Genomic DNA, 23,111 nt, shown 5'->3' on the forward strand with positions numbered 1-23,111 from the left:
GCCGGGATGTTAGCGGCAGACGCACGCCAGACCTGTAGCGGGCAATAAGTAGGCACTTGAATTTACTGGGGGAAAAAGTCGTTGACGCTGCCCCTTACGCTTGGCTATGATGCCCGCCCGTTGCCCAGTACGACTCATGTCGATATGCTGGTCAGGAATTTTCGGTGATTAGCGCAGCCCGGTAGCGCATCTGGTTTGGGACCAGAGGGTCAAAGGTTCGAATCCTTTATCACCGACCATGTTCATCGACTCGTCCCTAAGACGTGTTGATACAAAGCGCCCTTAGCTCAGTTGGATAGAGCAACGGCCTTCTAAGCCGTGGGTCGCAGGTTCGAATCCTGCAGGGCGCGCCATTGATGCTCTCCTTCTCTTCTGGATTGGCGAGTGTTGATGAAGATTTCAGTGGTGGCTGTAGCTCAGTTGGTAGAGTCCCGGATTGTGATTCCGGTTGTCGTGGGTTCGAGCCCCATCAGCCACCCCATTATTCTGTCGATAATCGCCGCAAGGTGATGACCATCGACTTGGTGCAGTGACCTTCTGGTCTGCTCCGCGAAAAACCGGCCTTGGCCGGTTTTTTGTTTTGCGCTCGGCTGTGCCATGCCTTGTCTACAAGGCCATCCTCCAGACCGATAAACGCGGCTCTGCCCATTTGTCACGATGTGCTTCTCCCCATCGATGACACAGCCACACTCCCCCGCACATCAGCCTGCCCGGTTCTTTTTCTGTATTTCCCAAGCGCCATTGATATGCTGATCGCTCTTCTTCTCTCCTGCTTCCCGTTGGAGCTTTTCTATGCAACGCATTCTTTTTGTCGAAGATGATCCCGAGATTGGCCAGCTCATCAGCAGTTGGCTCGGTCGCCACGATATGGACGTGATCCTCGAGCCCAGAGGGGACATGGCGCTAGCCCGAATAGAGGCCGAACAGCCCGACCTGGTGCTGCTCGATATCATGTTGCCGGGGCAGGATGGCATGTCCCTCTGTCGGGATCTGCGGCCGCGCTTCGACGGCCCCATCGTAATGCTCACCTCGCTGGATAGCGACATGAACCAGATCCTGAGTCTGGAGCTGGGCGCCAACGACTACATCCTTAAAACCACCCCGCCCCCCGTGCTACTGGCCAGACTGAGGGTGCAGTTTCGCCAACACCAGCAAGCATCAACCCAACCGGCCACCACCAGCAGCGTTCCCCAGCAGTTGCAATTTGGTCGGCTGCGGGTAGATGGCCCGGGACGAGATGTGCGGCTCGATGGCGAGAGCATTGCCCTCTCGACCGCTGACTTTGATCTGCTATGGGAGCTCGCCTGCCACGCGGGCCAAATCTTGAGTCGGGAAGCCCTCTTTCGCAGCCTGCGCGGCCGGGAGTATGACGGCCAGGATCGCAGCATGGATGTGGCCATCTCCCGCCTTCGCCGCAAACTGGGTGATAACCCCGACAACCCGACCCGGATCAAGACGGTGCGCCAGAAAGGCTACCTCTTCGTCCCCCACGCCTGGGAATAACCCTCTTTCGGGAGCACCGCCATGCGCCGTCTCTTTATCCAGTTCTATCTGTTGCTGATCGGCTGCTTCACCCTAGCCATCCTGCTGGTGGGCGTGGTCTATCAGGTGACCGCCGAACGGGCGGGTGATCGCTATCTCGAACGCATGATGCAGGGCTCTCTTGGCCTGTTGACCGGCGAGTTGGCAAGAACCCCGCCAGAGCGCTGGCCCGATCGGCTGGCCGAGCAGAGCAGTCAGTTTACCCTCCCCCTCAAGATCGGTGAGCTGACACGCCAGCCCCTGACCAGCGAGGATCAGGCCTTTCTGGCCGCCGGCAATATTGTCATCGTCGAGGAGGATGACACCTTCCTGCAGCGCATCCCCGATACCGATCGGGTGCTGATTGTCGGCCCGGTTCCCTACCTCTCCTACCTGCACGAGCTGCACTGGGTCGATGTGGGGCTGCTGCTGGTGATCGGCCTATCCCTCGGCCTGCCCATTCTGCTCTGGTTGCGTCCCCACTGGCGCGGCTTGCAGCAGTTGGAGCAAACCGCACGTCGCGTAGGCGATGGGGATCTCTCCTGCCGAACCAATCTGCCACCGGGCAGCAGTCTGGCCCGGGTGGGACGCACCTTCGATCAAATGGCGACCCAATTGCAGGCCATGATTGCCAGCCGCAAGCAACTGACCGATGCCATCGCACACGAGTTGCGCACCCCGCTGGTCCGGTTGCGCTATCGGCTTGCCATGCTCGATCCTGCCCCTGCCGAGCAGGAGCAGCAGGCGCTGGAGCGAGATCTGGGAGCGCTGGACGCCCTGATCGAAGAGATGCTCACTTACGCCAAGCTGGATAGACCCGAGCTGCCGTTGCAACGGGACGAGCTGGAGCTCAGTCACTGGGCACAAGCGCATCTTGGCGACTGGCAGGCGCTGGCACCCGAGAAGAGGCTCACCCTCGATTTGCCGCCACGCCACATGCCCTGGTGCGGCGATCAGCGTCTGCTGACCCGCGCGGTGGAGAACCTGATCGGCAATGCTCTGCGCTACGCCGAGAGCGAGGTCACCCTCTCCATCTCGCGGCTGCAGGAGAACTATCTGCTGGAGGTGAGCGACGATGGACCGGGGATCGATCCGGCGCTGGCGCCCCAGATCTTCGAACCATTCGTGCGCCTTGATCAGAGCCGGGATCGTCGCACCGGCGGCACTGGTTTGGGGTTGGCCATCGTGCGCAGCATTGCCCGTCATCACGGGGGGGATGTGGCGTTGCTGGCCAGTGACCACGGCGCCCGCTTCTGCCTGACCCTGCCTGTACATTTGGATACAAACCGTCACCAACCGCTCACTGAAGGGCCGCTGCAACCGTCATAGGATGACTGTCATGGAGAGCGCTCCATAACATCAACCCGAATAAGGAAATTGAACATGAAAAAGATCATTCCTCTGACCCTGGCTGCCGTCTTCGCCCTCACTTCCGGTTTCACCATGGCGGCCACCCCGACCAAGACAGCCACACCGCAGGCGACCCAGACCAAGGTGGTGAAAAAACACCATAAAGCCACCCACGCTAAAACCCCTGCCGTCAAAGTCGCACCGAATACCAAGTGATCCAACCGGTCACTGGATAGCACAGAGGGAGGCTGACGCCTCCCTTTCCATCTCTTCCCGAAATTTTCCTGACGAGCGCCTCCCTCGTCCAAACCGGATCCACGACCCGGCTCCCCCTTTGCGGGAAACGGTCAATGACCACAGGAACATGGCATGTGGCGTCATCTGCTTAAATGGCTCGGCCCCTTGTGCAGCTTGCTGCTGCTCGGCACCGCACTGACCGTGCTGTATCACCTGACTCAGGCATGGCACTGGCACGATATTCGTGTGGCCATCTGGTCCCAACCCCTGCCGCGACTGGCGGGCGCCCTGTTGCTGACCCTGCTCAGTTATGGTTGTCTCTGCAGCTATGACATGCTGGCGCTCCATGCGCTGGGCAAGCGCCTTCCCTGGCAACAGGTCAGCATCACCTCCTTTATCGCCTACACCTTCTCCAATACCCTGGGATTTGCCCTGCTGACCGGCACCTCGGTACGCTATCGCCTCTACTCCGCACTGGGGCTCACCACCGGAGAAGTGGCCCGCGTGGTGCTGTTCTGCTCCGTCACCTTTTTCCTCGGCCTGCTGGCGTGGGGAGGTGGCGCCCTACTAACCTGCGATGTATCACAGCTGCTGCCTGACTGGCCGCAGTGGGCGGATACTCTACTCAGGCTGGCGGGCGTCATGGCGCTGCTGTTGGTGGCCAGCTACCTCTGCTGGCCTACATACTTTCTCTCCTGGCGGAAACACACCCTGACCCTGCCGGGCTTTCGGATACGTCTGTTGCAACTGTTGGTCGCGCTGGCCGACTGGATGGCCGCCGCCGCCGTGCTGTTTGTGCTGTTGCCTGCAGATAGCGTCCCCTACCCCGTGCTGCTCAGTGCCTTCGTGCTGGCCAGCTTCCTCGGGGTGCTGGCCCACGTGCCGGGCGGGATTGGGGTGTTCGAAGCGAGCATGAGCCTGCTGCTGGCCCACTACCTGCAGGCCGACAAGCTGCTCGCCTCGCTGCTACTCTACCGCTGCATCTATTACCTGCTTCCCTTTCTCTGTGCCCTGCTGCTCTTTGCGAGTCAGGAGATGCTGCAACAAAAAGCGCGCTGGCAGCGGCTACAGGGGCTGATGAGCGCGGTGCGCGAATTTCTGCCTGCCCTTATCAGCATGGGCACCTTCGCCGCCGGCAGCCTGCTGCTCTGCTCGGGGATGATCCCGACCATGCGCAGCCACATCGAGGTGTGGCTGCAGGTGTTGCCGCTCCATCTGCTGGAGCTCTCCCACGTGCTCGGCAGCGTGAGCGGTATCCTCCTGATCCTGCTGGCGCGCAGCCTCTATCGCCGTCACGACGCCGCGTTTCGCATCACCCAGCTGCTGCTGGCTCTGGGTATCGCCTTCTCCCTGCTCAAGGGGGGCGACTGGGAGTCAGCCCTGCTGCTTGGCAGCTTCCTGCTGATCATGACCCCCTGCCGTTCTCTCTTCTATCGCAAGGGGTCGCTGCTCTATCCCCAATACACCCCGGGCTGGCTCATTTCGGTCGGCGCCGTGCTGCTGGGAGCGCTGTGGCTGCTGCTCTTCTCCTACCGTCAGGTGGAGTATGACCACGCCCTCTGGTTCCACTTCTCGCCCCACGGCGGGGCTGCCCGCGGCCTGCGCGCCATGGGGAGCGTGGTGGCCGTGCTGGCCGTGGCCGGGGTTGCCCAGCTGCTTGCGCCGCTGCGCGTAGTCGGTGAAAAGCCGGACAAGGAGACGCTGGCGCGCGCTCACGAGCTGGTGGTGCGCGAAGGGGGGATCCACGGCTATCTGGCCCAGTTGCAGGACAAGTCACTGCTGTTCCACCCCGCCGGCGACGCCTTCCTGATGTATGGCATCGAGGGCAACAGCTGGATTGTGATGGGGGATCCGGTCGGTCGCCCCGAGCAGATCGAAGAGCTGCTCTGGCAATTTCGCGAGCGGTGCGACGAGCACGACGCCAATCCGGTCTTTTATCAGGTGTCGGCCCGCTATCTGCCGCTCTATCTGGAGCTGGGGCTGATCCCCTTCAAGCTTGGTGAAGAGGCGATGGTCGATCTGGCTACCTTCGATCTGGCGGGCAGCCGGCTGCGCAACCTGCGCCAGAGCCACGCCAAGGGCAAACGGGAAGGGTTGACCTTCGAGGTGGTCGAGGCCAGTGCCGTGGCCCCCCTGCTGCCCAGATTGCAGACCGTCTCCGATACCTGGCTGCAGAGCAAGATGGGCAAGGAGAAGGGCTTCTCGGTCGGCCGCTTCGAGCCTGACTACCTGACTTTAAGTCCGGCTGCGCTGGTGTGGCACGAGGGGCAGATCGTCGGCTTTGCCAACCTCTGGGTGAGCGATAGCAAGGAGATGCTCTCCATCGATCTGATGCGCTACAGCCTGGATACCGGCACTGCCCCCATCATGGATTTTCTCTTTGTCGAACTGCTGCTGTGGGGCAAGGCGCAAGGGTACGCCAGCTTCAATCTGGGGATGGCCCCCATGTCCGGCTTCAACGATCACCCGCTCAACAGCTACTGGGCCCGCCTTGGCAATACCCTGTTCGTCCGTGGCAGCCGTTTTTACAACTTTCAGGGGCTCAGACGCTACAAGGAGAAATTTTCGCCCCGCTGGGAACCCCGCTACCTGCTCTGCAGCAGCAAGCTGGTACTGCCCAGAACCCTGACTCACCTGATCACCCTGATTAGCCGCGGCCCGCTGGGGCTGATCAAGAAATAGGAGCATGGCCAATGAGAGCCTTGATTTTGCTGTTACTCAGTCTCGTACTGCCCGTTTCGTCTTTTGCGGCGCACGCCGCCCCGGTCAAGGATGACCTGAGCCTGATTGAGCTGCCGGTCAAGCAGCCATCCGATGCCCCCATGGTGATCTTTCTCAGCGGCGATGGTGGCTGGGCGGCCCTCGACAAGGGGCTGAGCGCCCAGTTTCAGCTGCACGGCATACCGGTCGTGGGCTGGAGCTCCCTCACCTACTACTGGAAGAAGAAAACCCCGGAGCAGGTGACCGCCGATCTGGAGCGGATCCTCGATGATTATCAGGCCCGCTGGCAGCGCCCCCACTGGCTGCTGGTAGGCTTCTCGTTTGGTGCAGAGATTGCCCCCTTCGTCATTAACCGGTTGCCGGAGCACTATCGTCAGGGACTGGTCGGGGCCGTGATGCTCTCCCCCTCCACCAGCTCGGATTTCGAGCTCCACGTTAGCGACATGCTGACCCACAAGGCGCGCAGCTATCCGACCGAGCCGCAGGTGAAGACCATCCGCGATCTGCCGATGCTCTGCCTGCAAGGTGCCGATGATGATGATGACGACCGCCTCTGCCCCCGTCTCAACCAACCTAACGTCACCAGCATCACCCTGCCGGGAGGACATCATTTTGACGATAACTACCCCCAGCTCTATCAGGCCATCACCAAGCAGCTGAACGTGCCCTGAATCAGCAGCCTGTAGAGCATTAACCCGTATCACCACGGAATGCCTTTCAAGTGCCGAGCAGGGCAAATCAGCAAGCAATGAAAAGGGCCTCTCTTGCGAGAGGCCCTTTAACTGAATTCGACAGCAAGTTTGACAGGATCAGGCTTGGGTTCGGCAGCAAGATCAGAGCGGCTTTTCACTACGATTAGTCAATCGGCTCAACCAGATGCTGGGCTATCAACAATGCGGATTTGCAGTCCTATGCTGACAACCGCTCGGGATTGCGCCATAAAACAAAAGCCCTGATGTTTCCATCAGGGCTTTGCAATTTGGCGGTGAGGGAGGGATTCGAACCCTCGATACGTTGCCGTATACACACTTTCCAGGCGTGCTCCTTCAGCCACTCGGACACCTCACCAATTTTTTGCTCACTGCTTTATGTGCTCTTGAGCTGCACATTCGCTTGCGGACCATGCCGCGGCGACGGAGCGTAATGTAAGGGATACGATGGCTTTTGGTCAATGCAATTTTTACTTTTTGCGTTCGTTTGCTCAATATCCGAACCAAGTGACCAAAAAAATGCCGTTTCGTATCCCTTTCAATCAATTTACTGCAGCTTCGTGCAAATGTTCACCTTTGAGCGCCTCTTCCAGCGAGCCGTAAAATTCCAGCTTGCCGGGCTGCGGCCGCACCTTGGCGCGTGCCAGGGTCTTGAGCGGTTGGAACTGCAACTCGGCCACCCGCAACTCGACACCGGCTTTGGCCATCTGCTTGCCAAAGTGGAGGAAGGCAGACAGGCCGCCCGCATCGAGGATGGAGACCGCCTCCATCTGCAACACCAGCACCTTGTGCCCTTTCACTTGCGCTTCCAGCTCGGCAAAGACCCGTTCGGCCGCGGCGAAGAAGAGCGGGCCGTTGATCTTGTAGAGCAGGCCGTTGTCCGGCACCTCGTGGGCATAGCGTTTGTGCTCGGCCAAGTCGTGCAGTTTGGTCATCTTGGCGATTTCGCGCATAAAGAGCAGGGAGGCCAGGATCACCCCGAAAGTGATGGCGATGACCATGTCGAAAATGACGGTGAGCGACAGGCAGACCAGCAGCACCAGCACATCGGATTTGGGGGCGCGACGGATCAGCTCCACCACCTTGTGCGCTTCACTCATGTTCCAGGCCACGATGAGCAGCAAGGCAGCCATGGCCGAGAGCGGCAACCAGGAGAGCCAAGGGGCCAGCACCAGAATGGCGGCCAGCACCACCAGCGCATGGACGATCCCCGAGATGGGGGACGTAGCGCCGGCACGCACGTTGGCGGCAGAGCGGGCGATGGCAGCGGTAGCGGTAATGCCGCCAAAGAAGGGGGCGAAGATGTTGCCAAGCCCCTGCCCCATCAGCTCGGCGTTGGAGCTGTGTTTGCGACCGGTCATGCCATCGAGCACCACGGCGCAGAGCAGCGACTCGATCGCCCCCAGCATTGCCATGGAGAAGGCGGCAGGCAGCAGCCGCTCAAGGGCGGCCAGGTTCCATTCAACCGGCAAGCCATCCGGTCCGGGCAAGGCCCAAGGCATCACCAGGGTCGGTGCGATGGGCGGGATCCCCATCCCCTGGGTGCCATCGGCCAGGGTATAGCTGAACTTGCTGCCGATGGTGGCCACATCCACCCCAAAGTAATGGAGGCCAAAACCCAGACCTACCCCGACCAGCACTGCGGGCAGGTGGCCGGGCACCGGCAGACGCAGGCGCGGCCAGAGCAGCAGCACGGCCAGCGTTGCGACCCCCACCAGGGTATCGCCCCACTGCCAGCTTGGCAGGGCGGCGGCCAGCGCTTCGACCTTGCCCAAATAGGTTTCCGGCATCTCGGGCACGCTCAGGCCAAAGAAGTCCTTGATTTGCAAGGTGGCGATCACGATGGCGATACCACCGGTAAAGCCCAGCGTCACTGACGGAGGAATGTACTCGATAAGGCGGCCAAGACGGGCCATCCCCATCGCCACCAGAAAGAGGCCTGAGATGAGCGTTGCCATCAACAGACCGCCAACCCCGAACTGCTGGGCGACCGGATAGAGGATCACCACAAAGGCAGCGGTCGGGCCGGAGATGGAGTAACGGGAGCCACCGGTCACGGCGATCACGATACCGGCGATGATGGCGGTATAGAGACCGTGTTGCGGTGGCACACCGCTGGCGATGGCCAGCGCCATGGCGAGCGGGATGGCGATGATGCCCACCGTTACACCGGCGATAAGATCACGGCCGAAGCGGGCCATGCTGTAGGGTTCATCAATGCAGGACTGGCGTAAGGCTATGGCGAGCTTCACGCTATTTAAAGAGGCTTGCTTGTGCATGTATATCGTAATACCAGAAGAGGGAGATAAAGGCCGGAGAGATCCGGCGCCCGATCATCATCAAGGGCCGGCAGGGCTGTCGACGCGGCGATGGTATCCTGCGTAACCTTACTCCAGACAGGCCATTTTTTCGATGGGCAGGATCAATGAAACGCGCGCTCACCCATTATTTGGCCTATTTGCCGCCAAATCGCCGATCTTGGCTCCTGCTCTCCCCCTTTTTGCCACAAAGATTACCATTTGAGCCTCACCTGGTTACCGGCACGTTCGCGACATCATGCTGGCATCATCAGGTTGATGCGAACCGAACCAATGTTCCCGGCATCAGTTGGCCAATGCGATGGCAAGGGACTGATTGTGCTGAAAATAAACCGCAAAGCGCAACTTTTGGGCAAACAGTCCGAAAATCCGGTTTTCGGGAAATTCGCGGGTTGACACCCACCGCCCTGGTCATTAATATTCGCCCCGTCTTAACGAGACAGGCAATTCCTCCTTAGTTCAGTCGGTAGAACGGCGGACTGTTAATCCGTATGTCACTGGTTCAAGTCCAGTAGGAGGAGCCACTTTTCCCTCGTAGTTCAGTCGGTAGAACGGCGGACTGTTAATCCGTATGTCACAGGTTCAAGTCCTGTCGAGGGAGCCAAATTCTAAAGCCCAGCCTTTTGGCTGGGCTTTTTCGTATCTATCTCTTCATAGTTTCAAGCAGAGCCAGCTATCCCTCACCGCTTGCTCTGCCACATTCCCCTCGCAGTGAACGATCCACTCTCCCTGTTTTCTCTCAACTCAAATTCGACTAACTTCCAAAACGTCCTACTACAGCCAAGTAGCGGCCTCATTGTGCCTTGGTTGGTTACCTCGCCACTGGCAGGTCCTCCCAGCGGGTGGTGTAGCTGGGGCTCAGGTGCTCTTGTCGCATCATCCACTCAGGCGACCCCGTGCCTTGGCTGGCAAAACCTACGCGCCCCAATCCCTTGGCTTTGATCTGGTCCATCACTGCCATCAGCGCGTCCGATTGAGCGGAGGACGGGGCAAACAGATCGGCCTGTTGCTGCCCCTTGGGGGTGAACTCACTCAGCATGACGCCCCCCTTCTGATAGCGGTAACCGTCGCGCCAAATCTGCGGTAGCAGCACGTTCACTTGCTGCAGCAGCAACCGGGTATCATCGCTAGGGCAGACCAGCCGGACGCCAGCCTGCTCACTGTAGTAAGGCGCTCGTTCGTCAAAGGGGCTGGTTCGCACGAACAGGTGCACCCGCTGGCAACACATCCCCTCGGCCCGCAGCTTCTCGGCTGCGCGAGCCATAAAGCCCGACAACGCTTGGGCCATTTCTCCACGGTCAGTCACGCGCTCACCAAAGGAACGGCTCGAGAGGATCTGCAGCTTCGCCGCCGGTTCAACGGTCAGCTCTGCGCAAGGCAGGCCACGCAGCTCCTGTACGATCCGCTCGACCACCACGCCGTATTGGGCACGTAACCCTTTGGCGTCGCTAGCCACCAGGTCAGCCACGGTGTTGATGCCTTGTGCCACCAACTTGGCTCCCAAGCGCCGTCCTATGCCCCACACCTCGTCCACCGGGGTGATAGCCATCAGCCGGGCACGGCGCAGCTCGTCACGCAAGTCCACGACGCCGCCCGTGGCAGGCCACTTCTTGGCTGCATAGTTGGCCAGCTTGGCGAGGGTCTTGGTGGGGCCAATCCCGACCCCTACCGTGAGGCCGGTCCACTGCCACACTCGCTGCCGGATCTGTTGTCCATAGGCTGTCAGGTCCCCGGCAAACGACTCCGACAGTGACAGGAATGCTTCATCGATGGAGTAGACCTCCAGCTCGGGGGCCATGGTCTCCAACGTGCTCATCACCCTGCCAGACATGTCTCCATAGAGCGCGTAGTTGGAGCTGAATGCCACACCGCCATGCGCCTCGAACTGCTCGCGGATCTTGAAGTAGGGCCCGGGCATCTTGATACCCATCGCCTTAGCTTCGGGGCTGCGCGACACCACGCATCCATCGTTGTTGGAGAGCACCACGATCGAGCGGCCACGCAGCTCAGGGCGAAACAACCGCTCACAGCTGGCGTAGAAGTTGTTTACATCAACGAGCGCTATGGCCATCACGCTGCCTCAGATTGCCGATCACATGGGTGACCACTCCGAACAACTCTAGGGAGAGGCTCATACAAGGGTCGATAGGCGCGAACGCCGGATTGGCTGGCAACAGCCGCAACCTCGGCTTGAGCTGCAAGGTCTTTACCGTGAAGCCGCCATCGAGTAGTGCAATCACCACATCACCATGGCGCGGGGTGAGGCTCTTATCGACCACCAGCAAGTCACCGGGAAAGATGCCGACCCCGGTCATGCTCTCCCCCTCGGCACGCAGATAGAAGGTTGCTGCAGGGTGCGCCACGCAGTGGGTGTTGAGGTCCAACTTCCCTTCCAGATAGTCGCTGGCTGGGCTGGGCTGGGAAAGCCGCAAGAGGCGCGGTGCAAGAACAGCGGGATGGTCACCTCGGCGGGTGATGGGTCTGGGGTTAACAACTTCATGGCAAAACACCTGTATTTATATACAGCCATTATAGCGCACCACCTTTGAACCAGCGCAAGTCCTCATCCACAGATGCATGAATCACACGCACACTCACAGTTCCAATGCTTCCACCAACAAAAGGGCATAGCAGGAAAAGCTCAGCACGTGCTAATTTTTGCTTTCTGACTAGGAACCCCGCAGATAATACCGTAAAGGCAGAATGTGGTTTCCCAGCCTAACGTGGCATGTTCATTTCCATTTGTGATAGCTGTTAGGGGGCATCTCCATAGATATAAAGGAATCCTGCAGCCAACATTTCACCTTCGAGATGCTGTTTCACTGTGGTGAAACTTGGCAACGCATCCAATGCCCAAACTTGCCTGAACAAACCGAGAGCTGGCTGGCCTACCGTGAACTGGCAACGCATATTCTCGATCCGCTGGTAGAAACATTTGGTCACCCATTGCTGACCTATGGGTTTTGTGGAGTAACACTACGCAAAGCTATTCTTTCCAACGCCTCGCCCGGTATAGCCCCCACACTGGATCAACATGCGGCCTGTGAACTCAATCAGCGAGGAAGAGTTGTCTGTCCTCGGCAAGGGGCCGCGGTTGATCTGATATACCCAGGGAAGAACAGCTATCAGGTAGCCCTTTGGTTGGCGCAGCACACCCCGTTTGATCGTCTCTATCTCTATGGCCCAGACCGGCCACTGCATATCAGCTATGGGCCCGAACAAAACCGCGCATTGGTCGAACTCACCACTCACCATGGAAGACGAATGCCCAAGCGGCTGACACTCACCCAACTCAAAGGAATGTGCTGATGCTGACCCCCGAGCGCTTCACGCAACTGGTCGCTGCCCTGCCATACAAAAAAGTGCTGCCCGACGCGGTCTATCTGCACAAAGAGACCCTGGCCACAACCAACCCACAGCTCTACCGCTTTGTCTGTGCGGTGGCACAAGCGCTCAAACTGCCGGAGTGTGAATGGGATCTGGTGAAGTTGGCAAAGCAGGACTTTAGGCTGTCCCTGCTCAGCTACCCCACCTTCTTCGAAGAGGCCTACCCCAGCCTCAAGCAGAGCGTGACCGTTGATCTGGCCAAACTAAGCCATACCATTACCCGCTACGAGAACCAGGATAATCCCCCCATTCTGCATCGCAAAGAGTTCATGCTGACCCCCGATCACCCACAGGCAGAGAGCTGTCGCCAGATCACCCAAGAGGGGGAGTTGGCGGGACTTTACGATCATCCCCGCATGATTGGCTTCAAAGCATCGTGGGAGCGGCTTATCGCAAGACACGGCTACCAACTGGTTGATGGGCGCCTGTTTCGCATCTCCGCCCTGCCGCCCGAAGAGGGTGGCCCACAAATTGATCGCCATAAAACCGCGTTGGTTCGCCATGAACTCTCGGCCCCCATGAAGATGCTGGCACGCCATGGTTATCTCAACGGCGACTATGCGCTGTTTGATTACGGTTGCGGCCGGGGGGATGACCTGCGGGAACTGGAAGCTCACGGTATTGACGCGCTGGGCTGGGACCCGAACTTTCGTCCGGATGGCGAGAAGGTGATCTCCCATCTGGTCAATCTCGGTTTTGTGATCAACGTGATTGAGGATCAAGATGAGCGAATGGAGGCGCTGCTCGGCGCCTGGGAGCTGACCCAAACCCTGCTGGTCGTCTCGGCCATGCTGGCCAACGACAGCTTTATTGCCCAGTTCACCACTTATAAAGATGGCGTTATCACCTCGCGCAACACCTTTCAGCGCTACTACAACCAAAGCGAGCTCAAGCACTACATAGACAGAACATTGGATGAAAATGCCATCGCCGTGGGGCCAGGCATCTTCTATGTGTTCAAAGACAAGCTCGAAGAGCAGCGCTTTTTGGCACAACGTCAACGCCGAAACCACAGCTGGCAACAGCTGACCTCGCCCACGCCCAACCATCAGGCCGCAGCAGCACTACTGATCACTCGCCATCAACCGCTGTTTGAAGCCTTCTGGCAGCGGGCGCTGACCCTTGGCCGAATTCCAGCCAATGACGAGTTTGAACAAAGCGACGAGTTAAGAGAGATAGCAGGCAGTCATCGCAAAGCCATGACCCTGCTTGGCCAGCATTTTGACCTTGCCCAGTTAAAGCAGGCCGAGCTGGAGCGGCAGCAAGATTTGCTGGTCTACCTGGCACTCAACCTGTTTGGCAAACGCCAAACCTATACCCACTACCCCAGCGAGCTGCAGCGGGATATCAAAGCCTTTTTCGGTGGCAACCCGCAGGCACAGCAGGCCGCCAAAGCACTGCTCTACCAGATTGCGGATATCGCCCTCATCAACCAAGCCTGCGAGCTGGCCCATCAACAGCTACCCAACAGCCTGCTCTATCCCAGCCATTCACTGCTGCTACACAAATGCTTTATTGCGCAATTACCGCCGCTGCTGCGTGTCTACCTCGGCGCGGCTTGCCAGCTCTACGGTGACTTGACCGATATCGACGTGATCAAGCTGCACATCCGCTCCGGCAAGGTGAGCCTGATGGGGTATGACGACTTCAGCAACCCCATCCCCTATCTGGTGGAACGGGTGAAGATCAAGATGGCCGAGCAGGAGGTCGACTTCTTTGACTACATCAATGAGCAGACCCGACCACCACTGCTCAACAAAAGCTATCTGATGGCACCGGATGATCCGAGCTTCAAGGCACAACGAGCGCTGGAGCAAAGATTGAGCAAGTTACTAGCAATAGACTTGGCTCAGGACCTCAACCTGAGCCGCTCTCAATTTAGCAGTGCACTAGATCATGCTGATATGAAAATCATTGGTTACCGAATACATCGAGGCAAAAAACGTTAATTGATAAACAATGAGGCATCAAAATCAAATACATCAATGAGCTGGCGCTGAACACCAATTCCTTTATCTATCATAATATCTGCCAGTTGCTCACCATCAATCAGAATAATAGGCACACAGCCAGGCTTGAATGAAATTTCCTCAGCTTCTTTGGTAAATCCGCTGGTCGTCATGAATATCCCCTGCTCAAAATCGCCGGCAATATCACCCCGAAATGCAGATACTGATGGACGCCCGACCTTATTATCTTCTGCATATCGCTTGCACTGCACTGCTACGCGCATTTCAGCAAGCCCCATTTTCAACAATCCTCTTACATCAATGCCGCCATCTCGACCACGAGATGTTAACTCCATACGAGTAAATCCATATTTTGATAAAAATAAGCGACAAAACGATTCAAACTGCTCAGGAGAAAAGCTCCGCAGGCTGCTTAAAATTTCAGCTTTTACTTTCTCACGCTGGACAGCAGCCAAATCAAGGATCTGCTCTATATAGTTCTCAACTTCCTGAGCAGAGCGTTGCTGTTCCGAAGAAGAGGTATTCTGTTCAGGCTGTAGGACTTCTTTCACATCTGACAGCAGCTCATATGACCCATCATCGTTCTTTTGGAAAAAACGCTGCTTATGCATGGAGCCTAGTGACTTGTTGGCACAGTGGCGATCCATGGTGACACGAATCACCGAGTGAGGTGATTTGGCCCCAAACTCATATAGCTGATGTGTCACGATTACGTCATACACCTCATCTACCGAGGCAGAATGCCCAATCAATAACAAAGCCTGCTTAGCTGCTTCAACGATGGTTCGATTAGTCACTGTAATTTCTTAATCCGATCAACAAGTTCTGCCAATGGTATGTCTTTTGTCATGTGGCACCAAGAGATCCGTATCGCACCTTCAATTCTTTCTTCATCTAGACCCATAGCCATCAAGACATGGCTGGGCACATAGCTTTGAGAGGTGCATGCAGAACCATTCGATAACGCAACGATACCTTTAAGCACAACGAGTGCCGCTTCAGAGTTGATCCCAGGAATTGAGACATTCAAAACATGACTAGCCGTGTTCTGGCCATTTTCAATACACCCGAGCGGGCGAAGGGCAGAACGTAATTGCTCCTTGATCTGCTCGCAATAACGACGACGCTGCTCGCTATCGCGTTTGGCTTCTTCACAGGCTTGACCTAAACCTGCAATCAAGGCAACAGGAAGAGTGCCTGGGCGCAAGCCCCTCTCCTGCCCACCACCAAACATCAGCGGGGTAAGAGGTGCCCTTTTAAAATTGCGCCGCTTCAGTAACAAAGCACCCACACCTTTTGGAGCATACATTTTATGACCACTGACACTGATCATGTCGATACGTGGATCTTCAAGAACCTCAGAATATTTGCCATAGCTCTGAGCCGCATCTACATGGAAAAAAGCATCATGGGAAGTAAGCACTTCGCACAACTCGCTGATTGGCTGAATAGACCCAGTTTCGTTATTAATGTGCATGATCGAAACCAGCGCGGTGTCGGGGCGCAATGCATCACGAAGATGCGCAGGATCCACCATGCCTGAAGAATCCATCGGCAAATACGTGACCTCAAATCCTTTAGCCTCAAGTTGAGCAATTGGCTCCAATACAGCCTTATGCTCAATAGGCGTTGTGATGATATGTTTGCGTCCCTGCTGTTCCGCATATTGAGCCAGTCCCAAAATAGCTAAATTGTTGCTTTCGGTTGCACCGCTGGTGAAATAGACATCAGACTTGTCAGCACCAACAACAGCTGCAACCTGCCCTCTCGCCCTCTCAACAGCTTGCTTTGCTACAACCCCGAACTCATGAGTACGGCTCCCAGAATTACCATATTCCTCAGTCATATAGCGCATGACAACCTCTGCGACCCCTGAAGAAACCGGGGTTGTCGCATTGCAATCCAAGTAAACTGCCATTATCCTTGCCACCTCTTTCAATGTTCGTACGTACACACGACTTTTGTTCGAACCCATCGACATGGTGTCACATACAGTGTGGAGCGCAAGAGGTTACCATGTTTGAACCCTCCTTTGAGTTCGTTTTTCCAGCAATTCGTGGTATCCAGGCGGGCTCTGAGTACTACGTGTCAATGTGTCCTCTCAAGCTATTGCCACGCATCTTCAGGTTTGATGATGAGGATCTCTCGCCTGAACTGCGCGCACAGAGAACCCTCAACGTAGGGCGGATCCCGGTGATGGCTGACTATATAGTTCGCAATAGAGATTCCTACGTGTTTTCTGCCATCACCGCCTCGATTGACGGAGATGTGAGATTTGAACCAATGGGAACCAGTGGTGAAGCGAGCCGTATCGGGGCCCTCAGAATTGGGTTGGACGCACAATTTATCATCAATGATGGACAACATCGCAGAGCTGCGATTGAAGCAGCCCTAAAAGAAGATCCATCCTTGGCAGATGAAAGCATCTCTGTGGTTTTTTTCCTCGATCAGGGATTAGCGCGTTCACAGCAGATGTTTACAGACCTCAATCAGAATCAGGTCAAAGCCAGCAAATCTCTGGCCATCGCATACGACCAACGAGATAAGAGTGCTGCTGTCGCTCGGGCTGTTGCATCCAAATCCAAAGCCTTTAAAGGGATTGTCGATATGGAGCAAAACAAACTTGGTAAACGCTCCCGCAAACTCTTTACTCTTAGCGCTATTCATCAGGCAACTCATGCCTTGTTTAGCAATTGGGAAAGTATTGACATAACTAAAGCGACCCGTGAGGCATGCCGTTTTTGGAATGAAGTAGATAATGTCATACCAGAATGGAAACTCGTCAGGCTATCCAAACTGACTGCTGGGGAAGTTCGTGAAGACTTTATCCATAGCCATGCTGTAACACTGCACGCATTAGGTTTGGTTGGTAAGACTCTTCTTGAAAAGAATTATGACCTGAAGCAATCCTTATCTGGGTTATTGACACTAGATTGGCTACGTCAAAATGCAGAAATATGGGAAGGTCGGGCTCTGATCGCGGGCCGTATTCAAAAGACATCAAATACAACGTTATTAACTGCAACACTGATCAAACAACACCTTGACCTCCCCCTCTCTGAAGGAGAGGAACAAGCTGAATATCTATTTAGGAAAGGTAAGGCATGAGTACCGAAATACATACCCCTTCCCGTTCAGCATTTGATGCGGCCGGGTTTACAGAGACAATTCGGTTCTTGGTTGACCGCACCAAATCACTTTATCTTAGTGATCAGATCCCCTGGGTAATTGGTTATAGTGGTGGTAAAGACTCCACCGCTATACTCCAGCTAGTGTGGTATGCCATGCAGGAACTGCATGCCGAAGGTAAAGCCAATAAGCCTGTCCATGTGATCAGTACTGATACGCTTGTTGAAAATCCGATTGTTGCCATGTGGGTAGGACGCTCATTGGAACAGATGCGACAAGCGGTAGCTGAGCAACACTTAAATATTATTCCACATCGCCTGACACCAGAAGTAAAAGATCGCTTCTGGGTCAATTTGATTGGTCGTGGTTACCCTGCGCCTCGCTATAAGTTTCGCTGGTGTACCGATCGACTCAAAATCAGTCCATCTAATAACTTTATTAAGACAGTCGTTAAAAATAACGGTGAGGCTATTCTTGTTCTTGGTACGCGAAAAGCGGAGAGCGCGACAAGAGCAGCAACAATGGAAAGTTATGAGAACAGAGAAGATAATACTCGTAGCGCTGTTGGATTAACTGTTAACAAACAGCTTGATCGTGTCTGGATATATACTCCTATCGCCGACTGGAGTAATGACGATGTCTGGCAATACCTGATGCAGGTTAAAAATCCATGGGGCTTTAAAAATCAAGAGCTACTTGGTATGTATCAAGGTGCAACTGCGGATGGTGAATGCCCTCTCGTCGTTGATAAGTCAACTCCTAGTTGTGGAGATAGTCGTTTTGGCTGTTATGTCTGTACCATGGTAGGTGAAGATAAATCTATGGCAGCCATGATTCAAAATGACACCGAGAAAGAGTGGATGTTGCCTCTCTTGCAGCTCCGCAACGAAATCGACATTAATGATTCAAATAAAGAGCGCAAAGGTAAAAAAATACAAGCAGACAAGGAACGTCGTGATTTTCGTCGAATGAATGGCTCCTTGACCGTTCATATCAATGAATATGGGGCGGATCTGGTGCGTGGTCCTTATCGGCAGCCATTTAGAGAACACATGCTCAAAAAAGTGCTTGAAGCACAAAAAATCGTACAAGAGATAGGACCAGATGAAGTTCGCAACCTAGAACTACTCTCTTTGGAAGATTTGGAAGCAATTCGACATATATGGCTGGAAGATAAACACGAGGTTGAAGATAGCGTTCCTCATATTTATGAACGTACGCTGGGGAAAAAATATCCAGGTATTAAACGCTCACATCATAGTTTATTAAATAGCAATATAATGGAAAAATTGAGAAATAAATGCTCTACGTACAATGATCCCGATGGTTTAATATATGAGCAGATTAGAACACTGATCTCGATTGAAGATAAGCATAGCAATATGCTGCGTCGTGCAAATCTATATAAAGAGCTGGATACAAGCTTGCAGACCATGGCCTTCAACAATATTCAAGAGGCCAGAGACTTTGCACTGAACAGAAAACTCAATGAAAACAAAATAAAACTATTACAGCCCAATTTACCTGATCAGGATAAAGAACAACTATTGTGGGAAAATGAGAAGCTGCAACTTGCTTTGACGAACAATAGTCATTTCTTGGAAGATGAACAAATTGATATTGAAGAGCTATCAGCATGATTTTTGAACAACTCGTGTTAGAAAATTTTGGTATCTATAAAGGACGCCATGAGGTTGACCTTGATAGCCCCGATCATAAAAGACCTATAATCCTCTTTGGTGCACTCAATGGCGGTGGTAAAACAACCTTTTTAGATGCCTTGCAATTGGCTCTTTATGGCAAACATGCCAAATGCTCCAATCGTGGTCGCCTTAGCTATCCAGCATATCTGGAGCAGGCGATAAACCGTTACGCACCGGAAAAAAAAGCTTCTCTCTCACTTCGCTTCAGACATACCATTCTCGGTAAAGATCATACTTATGAAATAAATCGAGCTTGGGAAAAAGAGGCTGACAAAGAGTGTAAGGAAGTAGTTGTCGTCAGCCATAACGGTCATCCAGATGCACTATTGAGTGAGCATTGGGGAGAATTTATCAATGAATTTATCCCGCAATCACTGTCTGAACTTTTCTTTTTTGATGGTGAAAAGATTGAACATCTAGCAGATCCCGCTCGTTCTGCCAGTCTGGTAAAGACGGGTATCGAAAGCCTGCTCGGTCTTGAATTGCTGTCACAGCTCAATATTGACCTTGACGTGCTTAAAAAACGCGGTCAAAACCAGCTGCTGGATCCCAAGCAAAAGATGAAACTGGAAGAAGCTGAAGCTCGGCTTGAAGCCTTTTGGGAAGCTCAAAATACATTACAGAGTAACCTAATTGATATAGATGAACAGATTCTAGATAGAGAAGCTGAAGTAGCCTATTGGCGACAACAACTGAAAGATAATGGCGCTCATCTTTTACATAAAAAAGATGAGATCTCTCGTCAACAAGTTGAAATTACAACAAAGATAGATGGCATCAATAGCGAGTTGATCAAACTTTCTGCTGGGGCCTTGCCTTTGAAGCTCGTCTCTTCATTAATAGAACAGACCAAGTCTCAGCTTTATAAAGAAGATGAGATAAAACGCTATCATACCGCTCGCTCTTTACTTATTAACCAAGAGAATAGAATATTTGGATTATTAAATGAACGAGGTACAGAGAAAAGTATTATCCAGTCTCTGCAAACCGAGTTATCTAAAGAGAGAGAGGCTTCTGATCAACTCTACTCTGAACCCTGCTATTTAAACAGCAGTCCTGCAATTTTCGATGGACTTGCTGAACGGATCGCCGCCGAAGCGCAGGAAGCGTCATCTCTGATTCAGAAAAAAGAACAATTTTACGAAGAACTGCAATTCGTAGAACAGCAACGAGCTGCTATTCCTGAATTTGCATCTGTTGAACATATCATTACACGCTCAGTGAGCGCAGATAATGAACTTAGCAAGGCTAAAAAAGAAAAAGAGGATTTACTTGTAGCTGCACAAAAATTGGTAACAGATATCGAACAGGCAGAAATACAGGTCACCTCAATTCGGATACAAGGTAATGCTATCGACTTTGAGCAGCAGCGACAACAGCAACTCTTTGCTCATATGGGAAGACTACAAGATATTGTGGATTCCTTTAAAATAGATCTCATCAAAGATAATATCGATAAGCTACAAAAAAAGATCATCTCCAAGTTTAACCAGATAAAACGTAAAGACAGCTTAATCACCAAGATTGAAATCGATGCAGATTCGTTTGTATTAACTCTTTATGCACAAGATAATAAGCCGATCTCCCCTGCTCGACTCTCCGCTGGTGAAAGGCAGCTGCTGGCCATAGCGGTCTTGTGGGGGCTTGCCGATGAGTCAGGCAAAGAGTTGCCAACGATTATTGATACTCCAATGGGGCGCCTTGATGGACAACATCGAAGCCATTTAATCAAACACTATTTCCCACAAGCCGCATCTCAGGTTATTCTTTTATCGACTGATGAAGAGATCCAAGGTAAATACTATAAGGAACTCAAGCCTTATATAGCTAAGGAGTATCATATTTGTTTCGAGGAGCACCATTTCACTTCTACGATAAATCCTGGGTATTTCCCGGAGAGAAAAAATGATTGATAACATTCGCTTGTCAGAAAAAGCCAAACAGCAACTTATTGTGATTAAGCGCAAAACAGGTATCGATAACTGGAATGTGCTCTGTCGTTGGGCTCTATGCCTTTCATTAAAAGAGGTATCCGAACCACCAAAGGAAGATATTACAACTGATAGTTCAATCGAAATGACATGGAAAGTTTTTGCCGGAGAATACCAGCATGTTTATATGGCTATTTTTCTTCATCGAGCATTTATAAAATCTATTGATAGTAAAGATTTGAACGACTATTTCAAACTTCACATCCACAGAGGAATATCTTATTTGACAAATGTAACAAACTCTTTGGATGGAATGTTAAAAAGCGGGCTTTAACCCGCTTTCACATTTATATATCATAAACTCCAAATATCTACTGCATATAATTCAACAAGTTTGTTTGTCCTCTTGGTAATCTCTTCGTATCCCCATTTACTACCAGACATAAATTCAGAAATTGTATTTGGCAACCTCAATGAAGAGGTCTCGTATGAGAGCTTTTTATTATTTTTCAGTTTATAATCAATAGATTTATTTTTAATATGAGCATTTATATCCTGCTCTAATACTAATAAATTACCTAACTTATATAAATGTTCATTAAACTCGGGGTCAAGAGGGTCTATATGAGGCCAATCAGCCTTTGGCTTTTTCGGCATAACATGTTCAAGATGCTGATTTGGGCTTTGCTTATATGCATTTACACCAGAATTTTTTGATAGAAAATTTTCAATAGAGTGAATACAATAAAAGCCTATTTTGCTATTACTTAACGTATAGCTTTTAAAATTTGACTTAAACTTTGAGTCAGGTGAAAGTTCAAGCATTTTTTCTCGTAGAGAATCTAGTGAACTATCAGACTCTCTTAAATGCCTAGCTAACTCTCCCATAGCCTTTTCTACATTTGATAAACCTTCTGCCTGTATTTTTGCATATCTAAAACAAAAGTTTCTTGCAAAAAGAAAAAACTTATAAAGACCATCATTATCAGACTTATATTTTGCATAACCAGAAAGCAATAATGGATAAATAAATTTAACATCCAATACTTTATTTATATCTTCCAGCACATCTGATATCTTACTATCAAATGAAGAGCTTCCATTAATAATCTCGCATATATTACAGGCTTCTTCCTTAAGGCTTTCAGAATAATCGACAGGATTAATTCCATTTTCCATTAAATGTGTGGATATATTTTCAAATAATGATGAGGCCTTCACTCTACCAAATTTACTAATGAAGTGAAACTGAATAAACTCAGGAAGATCTAGCTTATCTTGGTCTTCGATCTCATTAACCATTACAGACCAAAAATCTGAAACCTGCTTTTCTTTATTTACTTTTGCTGCAATACCTAGGAGATTATTTTTCAGTAAATCTGCTTGAGATAACGCAAGACCTCTAAAGTTCATTGACTCAAATAATTGATAGGCCATCCCATAACCAGATACCTCAACTTTCATAAGGAATAAATAGTAAACTATAAATAGCGATAACGATTCTATATGCTGGTCATATCCAAGTTTTTTCTCGTCATCTTGTACGTGAGCCTCTATTTCACTATAAAAGAAATCGAAACAATCCTTTATATTTTTTGCAGAAGAGCCTTTTTTAATACTCTTATTCGCACAGTATTCTTCTCGTTGCTTCTGAGTTGTATGGTCAAACAACATCTTATGGAAAAATTCATTATCTCGACCAATCAAAAGTCGAGCTTCATTTCCCTTCATAGGAATATACTGCCCAATTAAAGGGCTAATAAGAGAAGACAAATTTTTCTTCTTTTGAACGTCTTTTATATTATCTATAAACTCCGCCAACACCGATAGCAGACATAGAAACGTAGTTGTTCTCTGCTGACCGTCAATTATCTCATAACGCTCTTCATGAGCGCTGTTTTGCAACACGATTGACCCTAAAAAATGGGGCTTGGCCGACAATTTAACCGTCTTATTTTCAATATTTTCTGAAAACACCTTCTTTATATCCTGCCAAAGCTTTTGGAATTGGCTTTCACTCCACTCGTATTTTCTTTGATATGGAGGAATTGAATACCTTGCTGAGGCTAAAAAATCATATAATGTAATACTATTTGGCTTAATTATGGCCGTAGGCGTATAGTAGTTCATTCAG

The 23,111-nt window shown here is 52.2% G+C and carries 17 protein-coding genes and 6 tRNA genes; 16 read left to right on the forward strand and 7 right to left on the reverse strand.

Translation table 11 applies throughout. The features are described from left to right. Positions 1 to 162: 162 nt before the first annotated feature. The 8 genes from WBR25_RS11945 to WBR25_RS11980 all read left to right on the forward strand — a co-directional run bounded on the left by WBR25_RS11945 (position 163) and on the right by WBR25_RS11980 (position 6,500). Positions 163 to 239 (forward strand) — tRNA-Pro (locus WBR25_RS11945). A 37-nt stretch (positions 240 to 276) separates the two neighbouring features. Further along, a tRNA-Arg gene (locus WBR25_RS11950) sits at positions 277 to 353 on the forward strand. 52 nt (positions 354 to 405) lie between these two features. Then, a tRNA-His gene (locus WBR25_RS11955) sits at positions 406 to 481 on the forward strand. Positions 482 to 792: 311 nt separating this feature from the next. Then, positions 793 to 1,503 (forward strand): two-component system response regulator RstA, encoded by a 711-nt coding sequence (gene rstA / locus WBR25_RS11960; RefSeq protein WP_479748019.1) that lies wholly within the window; start codon positions 793 to 795, stop codon positions 1,501 to 1,503. 21 nt (positions 1,504 to 1,524) lie between these two features. Further along, the gene (gene rstB, locus WBR25_RS11965; RefSeq protein ID WP_279489247.1) at positions 1,525 to 2,850 is read left to right on the forward strand and encodes a two-component system sensor histidine kinase RstB; all 1,326 of its coding nucleotides are present in this window, start codon (positions 1,525 to 1,527) and stop codon (positions 2,848 to 2,850) included. Between the two features lie 54 nt (positions 2,851 to 2,904). Next, on the forward strand, positions 2,905 to 3,087 hold the full coding sequence (locus tag WBR25_RS11970; RefSeq protein WP_479748021.1) for a hypothetical protein: 183 nt from the start codon (positions 2,905 to 2,907) through the stop codon (positions 3,085 to 3,087). Positions 3,088 to 3,240: 153 nt separating this feature from the next. Continuing rightward, on the forward strand, positions 3,241 to 5,790 hold the full coding sequence (gene mprF / locus WBR25_RS11975) for a bifunctional lysylphosphatidylglycerol flippase/synthetase MprF (RefSeq protein ID WP_479748023.1): 2,550 nt from the start codon (positions 3,241 to 3,243) through the stop codon (positions 5,788 to 5,790). An 11-nt stretch (positions 5,791 to 5,801) separates the two neighbouring features. Next, a complete protein-coding gene (locus WBR25_RS11980; protein ID WP_479748025.1) occupies positions 5,802 to 6,500 on the forward strand; it encodes an AcvB/VirJ family lysyl-phosphatidylglycerol hydrolase in 699 nt (232 codons plus the stop codon). A 309-nt stretch (positions 6,501 to 6,809) separates the two neighbouring features. Here the strand turns inward: WBR25_RS11980 and WBR25_RS11985 are convergent. Together WBR25_RS11985 and dauA are read right to left on the reverse strand one after the other, a co-directional pair. After that, positions 6,810 to 6,897, reverse strand: a tRNA-Ser gene (locus WBR25_RS11985). A gap of 184 nt (positions 6,898 to 7,081) precedes the next feature. Next, positions 7,082 to 8,818: a C4-dicarboxylic acid transporter DauA gene (gene dauA, locus WBR25_RS11990; protein WP_479748027.1), complete on the reverse strand. Its 1,737-nt coding sequence runs from the start codon at positions 8,816 to 8,818 to the stop codon at positions 7,082 to 7,084. A gap of 487 nt (positions 8,819 to 9,305) precedes the next feature. Between dauA and WBR25_RS11995 the strand changes: the two genes are divergently transcribed. Together WBR25_RS11995 and WBR25_RS12000 are read left to right on the forward strand one after the other, a co-directional pair. Continuing rightward, positions 9,306 to 9,381 (forward strand) — tRNA-Asn (locus WBR25_RS11995). A 4-nt stretch (positions 9,382 to 9,385) separates the two neighbouring features. Further along, a tRNA-Asn gene (locus tag WBR25_RS12000) sits at positions 9,386 to 9,461 on the forward strand. A gap of 207 nt (positions 9,462 to 9,668) precedes the next feature. Here WBR25_RS12000 and umuC read toward each other — a convergent pair. Together umuC and WBR25_RS12010 are read right to left on the reverse strand one after the other, a co-directional pair. After that, positions 9,669 to 10,928, reverse strand: a complete 1,260-nt coding sequence (gene umuC / locus WBR25_RS12005; protein ID WP_479748029.1) for a translesion error-prone DNA polymerase V subunit UmuC — start codon at positions 10,926 to 10,928, stop codon at positions 9,669 to 9,671. Next, on the reverse strand, positions 10,909 to 11,241 hold the full coding sequence (locus WBR25_RS12010; RefSeq protein WP_479748030.1) for a LexA family protein: 333 nt from the start codon (positions 11,239 to 11,241) through the stop codon (positions 10,909 to 10,911). The genes umuC and WBR25_RS12010 overlap by 20 nt, the downstream gene beginning before the upstream one ends. 475 nt (positions 11,242 to 11,716) lie before the next feature. Here WBR25_RS12010 and WBR25_RS12015 point away from each other — a divergent pair, with 475 nt between their 5' ends. Further along, on the forward strand, positions 11,717 to 12,166 hold the full coding sequence (locus WBR25_RS12015) for a hypothetical protein (protein ID WP_479748032.1): 450 nt from the start codon (positions 11,717 to 11,719) through the stop codon (positions 12,164 to 12,166). After that, complete coding sequence (locus WBR25_RS12020) at positions 12,166 to 14,193, forward strand: DNA phosphorothioation-associated putative methyltransferase (RefSeq protein ID WP_479748034.1); 2,028 nt, start codon at positions 12,166 to 12,168, stop codon at positions 14,191 to 14,193. Before WBR25_RS12015 ends, WBR25_RS12020 begins: the two co-directional genes overlap by 1 nt. Here WBR25_RS12020 and WBR25_RS12025 read toward each other — a convergent pair. Beyond that, the gene (locus WBR25_RS12025; RefSeq protein WP_479748036.1) at positions 14,190 to 15,011 is read right to left on the reverse strand and encodes a restriction endonuclease; all 822 of its coding nucleotides are present in this window, start codon (positions 15,009 to 15,011) and stop codon (positions 14,190 to 14,192) included. The two genes, WBR25_RS12020 and WBR25_RS12025, sit on opposite strands and share 4 nt — an antisense overlap. Continuing rightward, the gene (dndA, locus tag WBR25_RS12030; protein ID WP_341769486.1) at positions 15,008 to 16,195 is read right to left on the reverse strand and encodes a cysteine desulfurase DndA; all 1,188 of its coding nucleotides are present in this window, start codon (positions 16,193 to 16,195) and stop codon (positions 15,008 to 15,010) included. The genes WBR25_RS12025 and dndA overlap by 4 nt, the downstream gene beginning before the upstream one ends. A gap of 35 nt (positions 16,196 to 16,230) precedes the next feature. Here dndA and dndB point away from each other — a divergent pair, with 35 nt between their 5' ends. The 4 genes from dndB to dndE are packed head-to-tail and all read left to right on the forward strand — an operon-like array spanning position 16,231 to position 21,311. Beyond that, complete coding sequence (gene dndB / locus WBR25_RS12035) at positions 16,231 to 17,322, forward strand: DNA sulfur modification protein DndB (RefSeq protein ID WP_021464719.1); 1,092 nt, start codon at positions 16,231 to 16,233, stop codon at positions 17,320 to 17,322. Further along, entirely contained in the window at positions 17,319 to 18,983 is a 1,665-nt protein-coding gene (dndC, locus tag WBR25_RS12040) for a DNA phosphorothioation system sulfurtransferase DndC (protein ID WP_236317298.1), read from the forward strand. The genes dndB and dndC overlap by 4 nt, the downstream gene beginning before the upstream one ends. Further along, positions 18,980 to 20,959 (forward strand): DNA sulfur modification protein DndD, encoded by a 1,980-nt coding sequence (dndD, locus tag WBR25_RS12045; protein WP_479748039.1) that lies wholly within the window; start codon positions 18,980 to 18,982, stop codon positions 20,957 to 20,959. The genes dndC and dndD overlap by 4 nt, the downstream gene beginning before the upstream one ends. After that, positions 20,952 to 21,311, forward strand: a complete 360-nt coding sequence (dndE, locus tag WBR25_RS12050) for a DNA sulfur modification protein DndE (protein WP_479748040.1) — start codon at positions 20,952 to 20,954, stop codon at positions 21,309 to 21,311. Before dndD ends, dndE begins: the two co-directional genes overlap by 8 nt. Before the next feature lie 20 nt (positions 21,312 to 21,331). Here dndE and WBR25_RS12055 read toward each other — a convergent pair whose 3' ends face one another. Beyond that, positions 21,332 to 23,107: a DUF262 domain-containing protein gene (locus tag WBR25_RS12055; RefSeq protein WP_479748042.1), complete on the reverse strand. Its 1,776-nt coding sequence runs from the start codon at positions 23,105 to 23,107 to the stop codon at positions 21,332 to 21,334. Between the last annotated feature and the right edge of the window lie 4 nt (positions 23,108 to 23,111).

The sequence above is a fragment of the Aeromonas sp. MTB genome (genome assembly GCF_056632455.1).

Bases quoted from the DNA above. Each gene is read 5' to 3' on its own strand.
- rstA (WP_479748019.1), top strand. From the start codon at position 793: ATGCAACGCATTCTTTTTGTCGAAGATGATCCCGAGATTGGCCAGCTC.
- rstB (WP_279489247.1), top strand. From the start codon at position 1,525: ATGCGCCGTCTCTTTATCCAGTTCTATCTGTTGCTGATCGGCTGCTTC.
- WBR25_RS11970 (WP_479748021.1), top strand. From the start codon at position 2,905: ATGAAAAAGATCATTCCTCTGACCCTGGCTGCCGTCTTCGCCCTCACT.
- mprF (WP_479748023.1), top strand. From the start codon at position 3,241: ATGTGGCGTCATCTGCTTAAATGGCTCGGCCCCTTGTGCAGCTTGCTG.
- WBR25_RS11980 (WP_479748025.1), top strand. From the start codon at position 5,802: ATGAGAGCCTTGATTTTGCTGTTACTCAGTCTCGTACTGCCCGTTTCG.
- dauA (WP_479748027.1), bottom strand. From the start codon at position 8,818: ATGCACAAGCAAGCCTCTTTAAATAGCGTGAAGCTCGCCATAGCCTTA.
- umuC (WP_479748029.1), bottom strand. From the start codon at position 10,928: ATGGCCATAGCGCTCGTTGATGTAAACAACTTCTACGCCAGCTGTGAG.
- WBR25_RS12020 (WP_479748034.1), top strand. From the start codon at position 12,166: ATGCTGACCCCCGAGCGCTTCACGCAACTGGTCGCTGCCCTGCCATAC.
- dndA (WP_341769486.1), bottom strand. From the start codon at position 16,195: ATGTCGATGGGTTCGAACAAAAGTCGTGTGTACGTACGAACATTGAAA.
- dndB (WP_021464719.1), top strand. From the start codon at position 16,231: ATGTTTGAACCCTCCTTTGAGTTCGTTTTTCCAGCAATTCGTGGTATC.
- dndC (WP_236317298.1), top strand. From the start codon at position 17,319: ATGAGTACCGAAATACATACCCCTTCCCGTTCAGCATTTGATGCGGCC.
- dndD (WP_479748039.1), top strand. From the start codon at position 18,980: ATGATTTTTGAACAACTCGTGTTAGAAAATTTTGGTATCTATAAAGGA.
- dndE (WP_479748040.1), top strand. From the start codon at position 20,952: ATGATTGATAACATTCGCTTGTCAGAAAAAGCCAAACAGCAACTTATT.
- WBR25_RS12055 (WP_479748042.1), bottom strand. From the start codon at position 23,107: ATGAACTACTATACGCCTACGGCCATAATTAAGCCAAATAGTATTACA.